This is a genomic window from Pseudomarimonas salicorniae, assembly GCF_023156535.1.
GTDB classification, from domain to species: Bacteria; Pseudomonadota; Gammaproteobacteria; order Xanthomonadales; family Xanthomonadaceae; genus Pseudomarimonas; species Pseudomarimonas salicorniae.
Genome location: NZ_JALNMH010000005.1, coordinates 1 through 12,433 on the forward strand (window position 1 = coordinate 1; position 12,433 = coordinate 12,433).

Genomic DNA, 12,433 nt, shown 5'->3' on the forward strand with positions numbered 1-12,433 from the left:
CGCTCTACATACGAGGTCAGCCAAAGCTGCCCCAAGGAGCAAGCGGCTTCCCCGGAAATCGACCGGTGGTATAGGCGAATCTGAAGCCGGATCCAAGGTACAAGGAGCCAGCTTGCTGGCGATAGGCACCCTGGACCGGACGATCGCCAGCAAGCTGGCTCCTACACACGCAACGGCGTTGCCAGGTCCGGTTGGCGCCGCAAAGCAGGCCCTGCCGTAGTCAAAATGTGGGAGTGCCCTGGGGCGCGACCGCGGAGGCGCGCTCTGGCCTCGGTCTGTGGTGAATCCGAAACGCCGCGGTCGCGCCCATGTGCGCTCCCACAGTTGGGCTTCGTTGGGCGTCGGCGAAGCCCCATAGGGTGTGCCTTGGCGCACCGATACGGGCGTTCCGACGGTATGCCCGGTGCGGCCAGCCGCACCCTATGAATGTCTTCTTCGCGCCCCTTCCCGTCATTACCTGTCCGCGCCCGCGAGCCGGGACGCTCGCGCCATCGCTGGACCCCTCGTGGAGCGCTTGGGATGATGGGCCGCCCTGCCCTCTGCGAGCCCAGCCATGTCCCGACCGGCCCACGACATCATCGTCTTCGGCGCGACCAGCTTCGTCGGCCAGATCCTCTGCCGTACCCTGCTGCGCCGTTTCGGGGCGGAGGGGCCGCCGCGCTGGGCGATGGCGGGGCGGTCGCAGGACAAGCTCGAGGCGCTGCGCGAGTCGCTGGGCAAGGGGGCCGCCGGCGTGCCGCTGATCGTCGCCGACGCCGCGGATGAGCCGGCGCTCAGGGCAATGTGTGGACAGGCGCGGGTGATCGTGTCGACGGTCGGGCCCTATGCCCTGTATGGCGAGCCGCTGGTCAAGGCTTGTGCGGAGAGCGGCACCGACTACTGCGATCTCACCGGCGAGGTGCAGTGGATCCGCCGGATGATCGAGCGTTACGAGGACGCGGCGAAGAAGAGCGGGGCGCGTATCGTGCACTGCTGCGGCTTCGATTCGATTCCCTCCGACCTCGGCGTGTGGTTCCTGCAGCGCGAATCGCGACAGCGCTTCGACGCACCCTGCACCCGGGTGAAGATGCGTGTTCGGGCGATGCGCGGCGGCTTCTCCGGTGGCACGGTCGCCAGCCTGATGAACGTGGTCAAGGAGGTCGGCCGGGACCCTTCCCTGCGCAAGGAACTGGCCAACCCCTACTCGCTCTGTCCGAAGGGTCATCCGAACAAGACCCGCCAGCCGCAGGTCAAGGGGCCGGCCTTCGACGAGGATTTCGATGCCTGGACCGCGCCCTTCGTCATGGGCGCGATCAACACCCGCATCGTCCAGCGCAGCAACGCGTTGAGCGGGCTGTCCTATGGCAAGACCTTCGCCTACGACGAGGCGGTGCTGACCGGCCGCGGCCTGTCGGGCCGGGTGAAGGCGGCCGGCATGGCGGGCGGGCTCGGCGGCTTCATGGTGGCCGCCGCGATCAAGCCTTCGCGCTGGGTGCTTGAGCGTTTCGTGGTGCCCAAGCCCGGCGAGGGCCCGACGCCCGAGCAGCAGGAGAAGGGCTTCTTCGACATGCGCTTCCACGGCACCACCGAGCAGGGCCGGAGCCTGCGCGCCAAGGTCACCGGTGACCGCGACCCCGGCTACGGCTCGACCGCAAAGATGCTCTGCGAGGCCGCGGCCTGCCTGGCCGAAGACCTTCCGCGCGATGCGGCGGGTGGATTCTGGACGCCCTCCACGCTGATGGGCGAAGCGCTGCTTTCCCGCCTGCAACAGCACGCGGGACTGGAGTTCGCCGTCCTCGACTGAGCGGGCCCGAAGCCCGGGCGAACGCCTCGCCCGGGCGCTTCCTGCGGCGGCCTGCCTGCCGGTCGGGGCGCAGCGAGCGCAGCGGACGCCCCAAGCCCCCTCTCAGGAACCTGCTTCGCCGCTCGGCGACCGGCGGATCCGGCCTGTGGTGGATCGGCCGGTTCAGGACTCCAGCAGATCCAGCAGCTCCCCCAGGGTCCGGTGTGCTTCCAGCTGGTGGCGCAGACGCGTCTCCCCGTGGATTGCATAGCGGTTGCGGCGGCCGTCGCGCCAGCGCTCCAGCACGCCAGCCGCCTCGAGGTCGGCCACCAGGCGCTGGACCGCGCGCTCGGTGATGCCGATACGCGCGGCGACATCGCGCAGGGTCATTTCCGGATCCCGCTGCAGGCAGACCAGCACATGGGTGTGGTTGGAGAGAAAGGTCCAGCCCGGTTCATCGGATTCCGGCGCGGACTCGCCCGAGCGCGCCTGCTTGACCGGGCGACTGCTGGCTGCCATTCTATCTACGACATTTTTGTCGCGTATTGTCATTCGCGTATCTTACTTCATCGATTTCGGATGCAACCAGCGTCCCAGGGAGGTTTACCGCATGTCCGCCGTCCTCAAGCCCGCGCCCTACCAGCCCGCTTCGCTGCCCGCCCGCACCATCGCGGTCGCCGAGGGCGACGGCATCGGTCCGGAAATCATGCAGGCCACGCTGGCGGTGCTGAGCGCGGCCGATCCCGCGCTCAGCTTCCAACAGAGCACGGTCGGGCTCAAGGCCTATGAGTCCGGCGAGCTGTCCGGCGTCGGTGCCGAAACCTGGGAGGCGATCGATGCCCATGGGGTGCTGCTGAAGGGTCCGATCACCACCCCGCAGGGCGGCGGCTACAAGAGCGTGAACGTCACCCTGCGCAAGACCCTCGGCCTGTTCGCCAACCTGCGTCCCTGCATCGCCTATGACCCGTTCGTGCCCGGCCTGCACCCGGGCATGGATCTCGTCATCGTGCGCGAGAACGAGGAGGACACCTATGCCGGCATCGAGCACCGGCAGACCGACGAGGTGGTGCAATGCCTGAAGCTGATCAGCCGCCCCGGCTGCGAGCGGATCGTGCGCTATGCGTTCGAGTACGCGGTGGCGCACGGCCGGAAGAAGGTCACCTGCATGAGCAAGGACAACATCATGAAGCTCACCGACGGCCTGTTCCACAAGGTCTTCGATGAGATCGCCGCCGAGTATCCGCAGATCATCTCCGAGCACCGGATCATCGACATCGGCACCGCGCGCATTGCCGCGCGGCCGAAGGACTTCGATGTGGTGGTCACGCCCAACCTGTACGGCGACATCCTCTCCGACGTCGCCGCGGAAGTGGCCGGCTCGATCGGCCTCGCCGGCTCGTCCAACGTCGGTCCGACCTGCGCCATGTTCGAGGCGGTGCATGGCTCGGCCCCGGACATCGCCGGCCAGGACATCGCCAACCCCTCCGGCCTGCTGCTGTCCGCGGTGATGATGCTGGTCCACCTCGGCCGCGCCCGCCCGGCGACCGATATCCACAACGCCTGGCTGTGTGCACTGGAGGACGGCCTGCACACTGCCGACATCTTCCGCGAGGGGCGCTCCGCGCAGCGCCTCGGCACCCGGGCCTTTGCCCAGGCAGTGATCGAACGCCTGGGCCAGCGTCCGCGCAAACTCGCCCCGGTCGACTATCCGGAACAGCCGGCGGCGCAGCTCAAGCTGGTCAGCGGCAAGGACAGCCTGCCCCGCGCCACCAAGACGCTGGACGGCGTCGACGCTTTCCTGCACTGGAACGAGGCCGGCCGCGACCCGCAGGTACTCGGCCAGGCACTCGGCAGCCTGGCTGGTCCCGAATTCAACCTGCGCCTGATCACCAATCGTGGCGTCAAGGTGTTTCCGCACGGGCACCCCGGGACCTTCTGCACCGACCACTGGCGCTGCCGCTTCCTGCTCGCCGACGCAGCCGACCGCCGCGCGATCCCCGCCCTGCTGCTGCGACTCGCCGAGGCCGGGTTCGACGCCATCAAGACGGAGAACCTCTACCGCTTCGACGGCGAGCGCGGCTACTCGCTGGCGCAGGGCGAATAGCCCGCGCCACGGCGCCACGGCGCCGCGGCGAAGGCCGGCTACGGGCGCAAAGCAGACCCTCCGCAAGACCCGAATGTAGGAGCCTGCTTGCTGGCGATCGTCCCTTCAGGGCCGCCTATCGCCAGCAAGCTGGCTCCTACACACGCAACGGCGTTGCCAGGTCCGGTTTGCGTCGCAAAGCAGACCATGACGCAGTCAAGTTGTGGGAGCGCCCTTGGGCGCGAGCGCAGCGCGACGGATTCACCACAGACCGCGGCCAGAGCGGATCGCCGCGGGCGCGCCCAAGGGCGCTCCCACAGTCGGGCTTCGCTGGGCGTCAGCTGGCCCCAAAGAGTGTGCCTCGGCGCACCGATACGGGCGTTCAGACCGTTCGCACGGTGCGGCCAGCTGCACCCTATGAATGTCCGCTTTGCGCCCATGAAACACGGCCGCTGGCGGGCCGGGGTCACTCCCGGAGGCGCGATTCCACGTACAGCCGCAGCTGGGCCAGGGCGGAGTCGAGGTCGGGCAGCAGCCGCTGCAGGGCGCCGTGGTCGCCTGATCGACCGGCCTCCTCGACCAGGGCCGCAGCGGCGACCACCCCGCGGGCACCGACCAGGGAAGCCGCGCCGCGAAGCCGGTGCGCTTCGCGTGCGGCGAGCTGCGGCTCGCCGGCGTCGAGGGACTGGCGCAGGGCGCGCAGGTCATTGACCGAGGTGTCGAGAAAGTCGACGAGGATGCCGTAGGCGGTGTCGGCGTCGCCGCCGCTGATCTCGTCGAGCACCGCCTGGTCGATCGGCGGCGGATGGTCGACCTGGGGCAGGGCCAGGCGCGCCGGCGGGTCGACTGCGGGCGTCGGTTCGGGCACCAGGTGGGGCAGCCAGCGATGCAGGCAGCGCGACAGCGTTCCGAGCGAGACCGGCTTGGTCAGATAGTCGTCCATGCCGGCGCCGAGGCACTTCTCCGCCTCGCCCCGCATGGCAGCGGCGGTCAGCGCCACCACCGGGGTGCGCGGCAGGCCACGCGCCCGCTCCTCCTCACGAATGGCAGCGATCAGCTCATAGCCATCCAGCCGCGGCATGTGCAGGTCGGAAAGCACCAGGGCGTAGCGACCGCTGCGCCATTTCTCCAGGCCCTGCTGTCCGTCCTCGGCGGTCTCGCAGCGGAAGCCGCCCAGCGCCAGCTGGCGCTGGATCACCGTGCGGTTGGTCGGGTGGTCGTCGACCAGCAGCACCAGGCTGCGCTCCCGTTCGGCGCGCTCGAGGTCGGGAAGGGGGCGCGGCTGGAACAGCGCCTCGCCACTGGCGGCAGCAGTCTCCTCGTCGGGCAATGCCTCGGCATTGCCCAGCGGCAGGCGCACCCGCAGGCGGAGCGTGGTGCCGACGCCCTCGCGGCTCTCCAGGAGCACCTCGCCGCCCATCAGCTGGGCCAGCTTCTGGCAGATGGCCAGACCCAGGCCGGTACCGCCGAAACGACGTGTGATGTGGGCGTCGGCCTGGCTGAAGGCCGAGAACAGGCGTTTCTGCGCCTCCTCGGAGATGCCGATCCCGGTGTCGGCGACGCTGAACTCAAGGCGCTGGGCATCGTCATCCTGCTCGATCACCCGCACCCTCACCTGGATGCTGCCCTGCTCGGTGAACTTCACCGCGTTGGACAGAAAGTTGCCGAGGATCTGCCGCAGGCGCAGCGGGTCGGCGACGTGCGCCCGCGCCACCGGCGGCTCGACCTCGAAGCCGAGCTCGAGGCCCTTGCTCGAGGCACTGCCGAGGAAGTTGTAGCCGACCGAGGCCACCAGCTTGCGCAGCGAGACGGTGGTCGGCGCCAGCTCCATCCGCCCGGCCTCGATCTTCGAGAAGTCGAGGATGTCGCCGATGATCTGCAGCAGCGAATCGGCCGAGTGCTGGATGATGTTCAGCGCGCGGCGCTGCTCCTCGTCGAGCCGGGTGTGGTTGAGGATCTCGATCATGCCGGTGACGCCGATCATCGGCGTCCGGATCTCATGGCTCATCGCAGCGAGGAAGGCGCTCTTGGCACGATTGGCCTCCTGGGCCCGCGATTCGCTGCGGCGCAGTTCGTCCTCCAGCTTCTTCAGCTCGGTCAGGTCGGTGGCCACGAAGAGCAGGCCGGTCAGCTGACCGTCGTCATCGTGCATGGCCGAGACCGCCTGCAGGACCGGCACCCGGCTGCCGTCGGCGCGCTGCAGCAGGCATTCCACCGGCGGGTACTGCTGGGCGGCGAGGGTCAGGAACAGGCGCCAGTCGTCGCGCACCGGGTGACCCAGGCTCTGGCTCAGCTCGGCCGCCAGCTGGGCGGTCTGGCTGGGCACCAGCAGGCGATCGGGCGTGGCCTTGCCGACCAGATCGGCCGCGGGGGAGCCGATCAGCTTCTCGGCGAAGGGGTTGAGGTGGGTGAAGCGGCCACTGCTGTCCACCGACATGATGGCGATCTGCGCGGCCTGCAGCAGGGAGCGCTGGAACAGTTCGCGCTCCTGCAGTCGCTGGCGCACCGCCTCGTTGGCCTCGAGCGAGGCGCGCAGCTCCGCCTCGTTGGCGCGCAGGGCGCCGCGCATGTCGAGGAAGGCGTCCATGACCTCGCCCATCTCGCCGCGGGGCCGATAGCCGGGCGACTTCTCGAACTTGCCCTCCTGCAGGGTGCTCGCAAGGCGGACCAGGCTCTCCACGCCACGGTAGGTGTTGCGCAGGATCTGTCGTCCGATCAGGGCGGACACCCCGAGCATGAGCAGGAGCAGGGTGATGCGCAGCCAGCGCACCATCCAGGCACGCCGATCCTCTTCCTTGACCAGGCGTTCGGCGCCGATGAGTTCAAGGTCGGTGAGATAGCGCAGGCGGGTGGTCACCGGATCGATCGCCGCGTACAGCTCGGCCTCGGCCAGCAGGCGCAGGCCATCGGCGTCCTGGACCTCGATCAGCTCGCGGATGCGTTCGACCAGGCGATCGGCATCGGCCCGGGCACTGGCCGCCTGCTCGAACAGCAGCTGCTGCTCCGGGCTGCGCGGCAGCAGCTCCAGCGCCTGCCAGTGCAGGGTGATCCGCGTGGCGGCGTTGTCCACCGCACCGGCCGCCTGGGCCCAGCCCATCCGGCCATGGGTTACCTTCCAGACGCTGTCGACAATCTCATGTCCGTAGGCGTCGAAGACCGCCATCAGGCGGCGCTGGCCCTCCAGCGAACGGCTCTTCAGCGAGTCGAGCGCGCGGCTGGCCTGGTACTGGCTGATCTCCTCGACCACCAGCATCGCTGTCGCCGAGGCGAGCAGGATGCCGAACACCGCGATCAGCTGCAGGCGAAGGCTGACCCGCGGCCGACGCGCAGGCATCGCTCAGCCGCCCCGGGGCTGGCGGATGACCGCGGGCCCGGACCGGGCCGGCCGGCTCACCTCAGCGCTCCGGTCGCCGCCAGCGGGCGATCGCATCCGGCAGCTCGGCGCCCGCGGTCGGCTTGCCGATCAGATAGCCCTGGGCATAGGTGCAGCCGAGCTCGGCCAGCATCTGCCACTCATCGACGGTCTCGACACCTTCGGCGACCACCCCGAGGTTGAGCTTGCGGGCAAGGTCAAGACTGGCCTCGATCACCGCCCGCTTGCGCGGGTGGCGCGGCGAGCCGGAGACCAGGCTTCGGTCCACCTTCAGCTCGGTGAAGGGGATCTGCGAGAGCTGCGAGAGCGAGGAATAACCGGTACCGAAGTCGTCGATCGACAGGCCGAAGCCCTTCAGGCGCAGCCGCGCGAGCACGTGCAGCGAGGAGGCCGCCTCCTCCATCACCGAGCTCTCGGTCAGTTCGAGCACCACCTCGCGTGGATCGACGCCGCAGTCTCGGACGATACCGAGATAGCGATCAGCGGCATCGACCCGGCCAAGGTTGCGCATCGACATGTTGACCGCGACCTTGCTGTGCAGGCCCTCGCGCACCCAGCGCCGCTTCCACTCGCAGGCCTGCACCAGCACCGCCTCGGTGATGGCGTCGATCAGCCCCTCGCGCTCGGCCACCCCGATGAAGCGGTTTGGACAGACGATCTCGCCATCCTCGCCGCGCAGCCGCGCCAGCGCCTCGACCGAGATCAACTGCCCATTGGTGAAGGTGACCTGGGGCTGGAAGAACGGCTCGATGCGACGCTCGGCGATGGCGGCGCGGATCGCCGCGGCGTCCAGCTCTTCGCCCTCGACAGGTTCATCACCGGCCTCGGGCTGCTCGAAACGCTCGATAAGATGGGCCAGCTTGCTCGCGGTCAGCGGTTTCTCGACCGCACCGATCACCCGCAGCCCATAGGCACGTGCCATCCCCTGCACGCTGCTGATCAGCGCCTGGTCCAGCGCGCTGACCAGGGCCACCGCCTGGGCAAGACGCTGCTGGGCCACCTGGCTGATGAACTCGATACCGTCCATGCCCGGCAGGTCGAGATCGACCAGCAGGATGTCAGGCGCGGACCCGTGCTCCTTGAGCACCTGCAAGGCCTGCTCGCCGTGGGCGGCCTCGAGGGTTCGGGTCACCCCGAGCTCGGCGAGCAGACGCAGCGCCATGCGGCGCTGGAAGCCGTGGTCCTCGACCACCATGATGCTCACGTCCGCCGCCGTCATCCCCACTCCCGCCAGAGGCTGCAAGGGGTCGAGATTACCCCACTGTCGCACGCGCTGGTAAGGCTGGCCTGGAGCGTCCTGCATGGCTTGTGAACTCCGTCATGTCGGGGTGCCGGACACGCACCCTGCACAGGCTGCAGGCCTGCCCCCTGCTACAATTCGCGGTCTTTGTTCTTCATTCCGCAGGAAACGCACCATGGCCGTGCCCGCAACCGCCTTCGATGCCGAGTACACGCTGGAAGACAAGTACACCCGCGCGGAAGGGCGGATCTACCTGTCTGGCGTGCAGGCCCTTGTACGACTGCCGCTGATGCAGCAGATGCGCGACCGGGCAGCGGGCGTGAACACCGGCGGCTTCATCTCCGGCTATCGCGGCAGCCCGCTGGGCGGCTTCGACCTCGAGCTGTGGAAGGCCAAGAAGCACCTGGCGGCCAGCAACATCCAGTTCACCCCGGGCCTCAACGAGGACCTTGGCGCGACCATGGTCTGGGGCACCCAGCAGACCAACCTGTTCCCGGGCGCGAAGGTCGATGGCGTTTTTGCCATGTGGTACGGCAAGGGCCCGGGCGTCGACCGCTGCGGCGACGTCTTCAAGCACGGCAACGCCGCCGGCACCAGCAAGCACGGCGGCGTGCTGGCGCTGGCCGCGGACGACCATGCCTGCCGCAGTTCGACGCTTCCGCATGGCTCGGAGCTGGAGTTCGTCTCGGCGATGATGCCGATCCTCAACCCGGCCGGCGTCCAGGACATCCTCGACATGGGCATGCTGGGCTGGGCCATGTCGCGCTTCACCGGACGCTGGGTCGGCTTCAAGACCATCGCCGAAACCGTCGAGTCCTCGGCCAGCGTCAACGTCAATCCACACCAGCTCGACATCATCCTCCCCGAGGACTTCGAGCTGCCGCCGGGCGGGCTCAACATCCGCTGGCCGGATCCGCCGCTCAACCAGGAAATGCGCCTGCACCAGTACGCGGTGAAGGCGGCCTGCGCTTTCGCCCGCGCCAACCGCATCGACCGCACGGTGATCGATTCGCCCAAGGCGCGCCTTGGCATCGTCACCACCGGCAAGAGCTACCTCGACGTGCTCCAGGCGTTGGAGTACCTCGGCCTGTCGCAGCGCGCCTGCGAGGACATCGGCATCCGCGTCTACAAGGTCGGCATGACGTGGCCGCTGGAACCGGTCGGCATCCGCGAGTTCGCCCGCGGCCTCGAGGACATCATCGTCGTAGAGGAGAAGCGCTCCTTCATCGAATCGCAGATGAAGGAGCAGATGTACAACTGGGACCGCGACACCCGCCCCTCGGTGGTCGGCAAGTACGACGAGGACGGCAACTGGATCCTGCCCAGCACCAACGAGCTGACTCCGGCGATGATCGCCAAGGTGATCGCCGGCCGCGTGCAGCGCTTCCACACCAGCGAGGCCATCGAGAGCCGGCTGAAGTGGATCGCCGCCAAGGAGGCCGAGCTCGCCGTGCCGCGCGCCAACTTCCCGCGCGTGCCGCACTACTGCTCGGGCTGCCCGCACAACACCTCGACCGTGGTGCCCGAGGGCTCCCGCGCGCTGGGCGGCATCGGCTGCCACTACATGGTCACCTGGATGGACCGCAAGACCGACACCTTCACCCAGATGGGCGGTGAGGGCGTCACCTGGTGCGGCCAGGCGCCGTTCACCGACACCCCGCACGTGTTCCAGAACCTCGGTGACGGCACCTATTTCCACTCCGGTTCGCTGGCCATCCGCCAGGCGATCTCGGCCAAGGTCAACATCACCTACAAGATCCTCTACAACGACGCCGTTGCCATGACCGGCGGCCAGCCGGTCGACGGCACGCTGACCGTGCCGGACATCGCCTGGCAGGTGCGCAGCGAGGGCGTCGAGGCCATCGTGGTGGTCAGCGACGACATCGAGAAGTGGTCGAAGCCGGAGATCTTCCCGGCCGGCGTCGAGTTCGAGCACCGCGACAACCTGGATGCGGTGCAGAAGCGCCTGCGCGAAGTCCGCGGCACCTCGGTGCTGATCTACGACCAGACCTGCGCCACCGAGAAGCGCCGCCGGCGCAAGCGCGGCAAGATGGTCGACCCGAAGAAGCGGGTGATGATCAACTCGCTGGTCTGCGAAGGCTGCGGCGACTGCGGCAAGAAGAGCTTCTGCGTCTCGGTGCTGCCCAAGGAGACCGAGTTCGGTCGCAAGCGCGAGATCGACCAGTCGAGCTGCAACAAGGACTACAGCTGCGTGAAGGGCTTCTGCCCGAGCTTCGTCACCGTGCATGGCGGCGAGTTGCGCAAGAAGAAGGGCGTCGACCCGCAGCAGCTGCTGGCCGAGCTGCCCCAGCCGCGCCTGCCGGAGCTGAGCCAGCCCTGGAACATCCTGATCACCGGCGTCGGCGGCACCGGCGTCGTCACCATCGGCGCCCTGCTCGGCATGGCCGGCCATCTGGAGAACAAGGGCGCCACCGTGCTCGACCAGACCGGCCTTGCGCAGAAGGGCGGCGCGGTCACCACCCACATCCGCATCGCCGCCAAGCCCTCGGACATCCACGCCGTGCGCATCGCCGCCGGCGAGGCCGACCTGGTGCTCGGCTGCGACATGGTGGTGGTCAACGACTACTGGGCGCTGTCGAAGATCCGCGCCGGCCGCTCGCAGGTGGTGCTGAACAGCTACGAGGCGATGCCCGGCACGTTCACGATGAACCCGAACATGCAGTTCCCGCATGAGGGCATCGTAAACGCCGTGCGCACCGCGCTGGGCGGCGCCGAGCCGCTGCAGGTCGCGGCCACCGAGATCGCCACCAAGCTGCTCGGCGACTCGATCGCCAGCAACCTGTTCATGCTTGGCTACGCCTGGCAGAAGGGCCTGGTGCCGATCAGCCTCGACGCCATCATGCGCGCGGTCGAGCTGAACGGCGCGGCGGTCAAGATGAACCAGCAGGCCTTCGCCTGGGGGCGCCTGGCCGCCGAAAACCCGGACGCCGTGCTCGAGGCCGCTGGCCTCAAGAAGACGGAGGCCGAGGTCGTCGCCCTGCCGCTGGACGACGCCCGCCTGTCGAAGTCCCTGGACGAGACCATCTCGCGCCGCGTCGCCTTCCTCACCGACTACCAGAACGCCGACTACGCGGCGCATTACACCGCCCTGGTCGACAAGGTGAAGGCGGCCGAAGCGCAGAAGGCGCCGGGCAGCACCGCGCTGACCGAGGCCGTGGCCCGCTACTACTTCAAGCTGATGGCCTACAAGGACGAGTACGAGGTCGCCCGCCTGCACACCAGTGCCGAGTTCCGCCGGCAGATCGAGCAGACCTTCGAGGGCAAGTACAGCCTGCACTTCCACCTGGCCCCGCCGCTGCTGGCGAAGAAGGACGGCCAGGGCCATCTGGTCAAGGCCGAGTACGGCGGCTGGATGTACAAGGCTTTCGGCCTGCTGGCCAAGCTCAAGGGCCTGCGCGGAACAGCGCTGGACGTCTTCGGCTACACCGCCGAGCGCAGGATGGAGCGCCAGCTGATCACCGACTACGCGAAGACCGTGGACAGCCTGATCGAGCGCCTGGACGCCGACAACGTCGCTCTCGCCGCCGAGATCGCCTCGATCCCCGAGGAGATCCGCGGCTACGGCCACGTCAAGGAAGAGCACCTGGCCAAGGCCAAGGCCAAGGAGGCCGAGCTGCTCGCCACCTACCGCGGCGCCGCCACCCGCCAAGCCGCGGCCTGAGTCAGCGACCCCTGCGAGTGGATGATCGGGCCCGCGCTGACGCCGGCCCGATTTCCCGGAGGGATTCCGGGCAAGCCCGGCGCCCCGCGCCGGGCCTCGTCACAGCCTCACTAGGCGGTCTCTTCCGGGTGCCGCGCCTGCCACTCGGCCAGCTTCAACCGGTAATGCGCCAGTTCCTCGGCATAGGCGTCATGCACGCAGGGATCGCAGCCGCTGTCGCAGCAGTCCGTGGGCAGCGGCGCCTCGGGCGGAATCGGTCGGGGGTCGTCGTGATGCGTGCTCATGGGTGAATT

The 12,433-nt window shown here is 68.6% G+C and carries 7 protein-coding genes; 3 read left to right on the forward strand and 4 right to left on the reverse strand.

Translation table 11 applies throughout. The annotated features are described in order from the left end of the window. Nucleotides 1–553 precede the first annotated feature (553 nt). Nucleotides 554–1,783 (forward strand): saccharopine dehydrogenase family protein, encoded by a 1,230-nt coding sequence (locus M0G41_RS06980; RefSeq protein ID WP_248206933.1) that lies wholly within the window; start codon nucleotides 554–556, stop codon nucleotides 1,781–1,783. Between the two features lie 162 nt (nucleotides 1,784–1,945). Here M0G41_RS06980 and M0G41_RS06985 read toward each other — a convergent pair whose 3' ends face one another. Then, complete coding sequence (locus M0G41_RS06985; protein ID WP_248206935.1) at nucleotides 1,946–2,281, reverse strand: helix-turn-helix transcriptional regulator; 336 nt, start codon at nucleotides 2,279–2,281, stop codon at nucleotides 1,946–1,948. 91 nt (nucleotides 2,282–2,372) lie between these two features. Here M0G41_RS06985 and M0G41_RS06990 point away from each other — a divergent pair, with 91 nt between their 5' ends. Beyond that, nucleotides 2,373–3,866: an NADP-dependent isocitrate dehydrogenase gene (locus M0G41_RS06990; RefSeq protein ID WP_248206937.1), complete on the forward strand. Its 1,494-nt coding sequence runs from the start codon at nucleotides 2,373–2,375 to the stop codon at nucleotides 3,864–3,866. 445 nt (nucleotides 3,867–4,311) lie between these two features. On the opposite strand, the gene M0G41_RS06995 is transcribed toward M0G41_RS06990, so the two are convergent. Together M0G41_RS06995 and M0G41_RS07000 are read right to left on the reverse strand one after the other, a co-directional pair. Beyond that, nucleotides 4,312–7,179 carry an ATP-binding protein gene (locus M0G41_RS06995; protein ID WP_248206939.1) on the reverse strand — a complete coding sequence of 956 codons (2,868 nt, stop codon included), beginning with the start codon at nucleotides 7,177–7,179 and terminating at the stop codon, nucleotides 4,312–4,314. Between the two features lie 61 nt (nucleotides 7,180–7,240). Further along, complete coding sequence (locus tag M0G41_RS07000; RefSeq protein ID WP_248206940.1) at nucleotides 7,241–8,437, reverse strand: EAL domain-containing response regulator; 1,197 nt, start codon at nucleotides 8,435–8,437, stop codon at nucleotides 7,241–7,243. 196 nt (nucleotides 8,438–8,633) lie between these two features. Here M0G41_RS07000 and M0G41_RS07005 point away from each other — a divergent pair, with 196 nt between their 5' ends. Then, the gene (locus tag M0G41_RS07005; RefSeq protein WP_248206943.1) at nucleotides 8,634–12,140 is read left to right on the forward strand and encodes an indolepyruvate ferredoxin oxidoreductase family protein; all 3,507 of its coding nucleotides are present in this window, start codon (nucleotides 8,634–8,636) and stop codon (nucleotides 12,138–12,140) included. 110 nt (nucleotides 12,141–12,250) lie between these two features. Here M0G41_RS07005 and M0G41_RS07010 read toward each other — a convergent pair whose 3' ends face one another. Further along, nucleotides 12,251–12,424, reverse strand: a complete 174-nt coding sequence (locus M0G41_RS07010) for an oxidoreductase-like domain-containing protein (RefSeq protein WP_248206945.1) — start codon at nucleotides 12,422–12,424, stop codon at nucleotides 12,251–12,253. Nucleotides 12,425–12,433: the final 9 nt, after the last annotated feature.

Bases quoted from the DNA above. Each gene is read 5' to 3' on its own strand.
- M0G41_RS06995 (WP_248206939.1), bottom strand. From the start codon at position 7,179: ATGCCTGCGCGTCGGCCGCGGGTCAGCCTTCGCCTGCAGCTGATCGCG.
- M0G41_RS06990 (WP_248206937.1), top strand. From the start codon at position 2,373: ATGTCCGCCGTCCTCAAGCCCGCGCCCTACCAGCCCGCTTCGCTGCCC.
- M0G41_RS07000 (WP_248206940.1), bottom strand. From the start codon at position 8,437: ATGACGGCGGCGGACGTGAGCATCATGGTGGTCGAGGACCACGGCTTC.
- M0G41_RS06985 (WP_248206935.1), bottom strand. From the start codon at position 2,281: ATGGCAGCCAGCAGTCGCCCGGTCAAGCAGGCGCGCTCGGGCGAGTCC.
- M0G41_RS07010 (WP_248206945.1), bottom strand. From the start codon at position 12,424: ATGAGCACGCATCACGACGACCCCCGACCGATTCCGCCCGAGGCGCCG.
- M0G41_RS06980 (WP_248206933.1), top strand. From the start codon at position 554: ATGTCCCGACCGGCCCACGACATCATCGTCTTCGGCGCGACCAGCTTC.
- M0G41_RS07005 (WP_248206943.1), top strand. From the start codon at position 8,634: ATGGCCGTGCCCGCAACCGCCTTCGATGCCGAGTACACGCTGGAAGAC.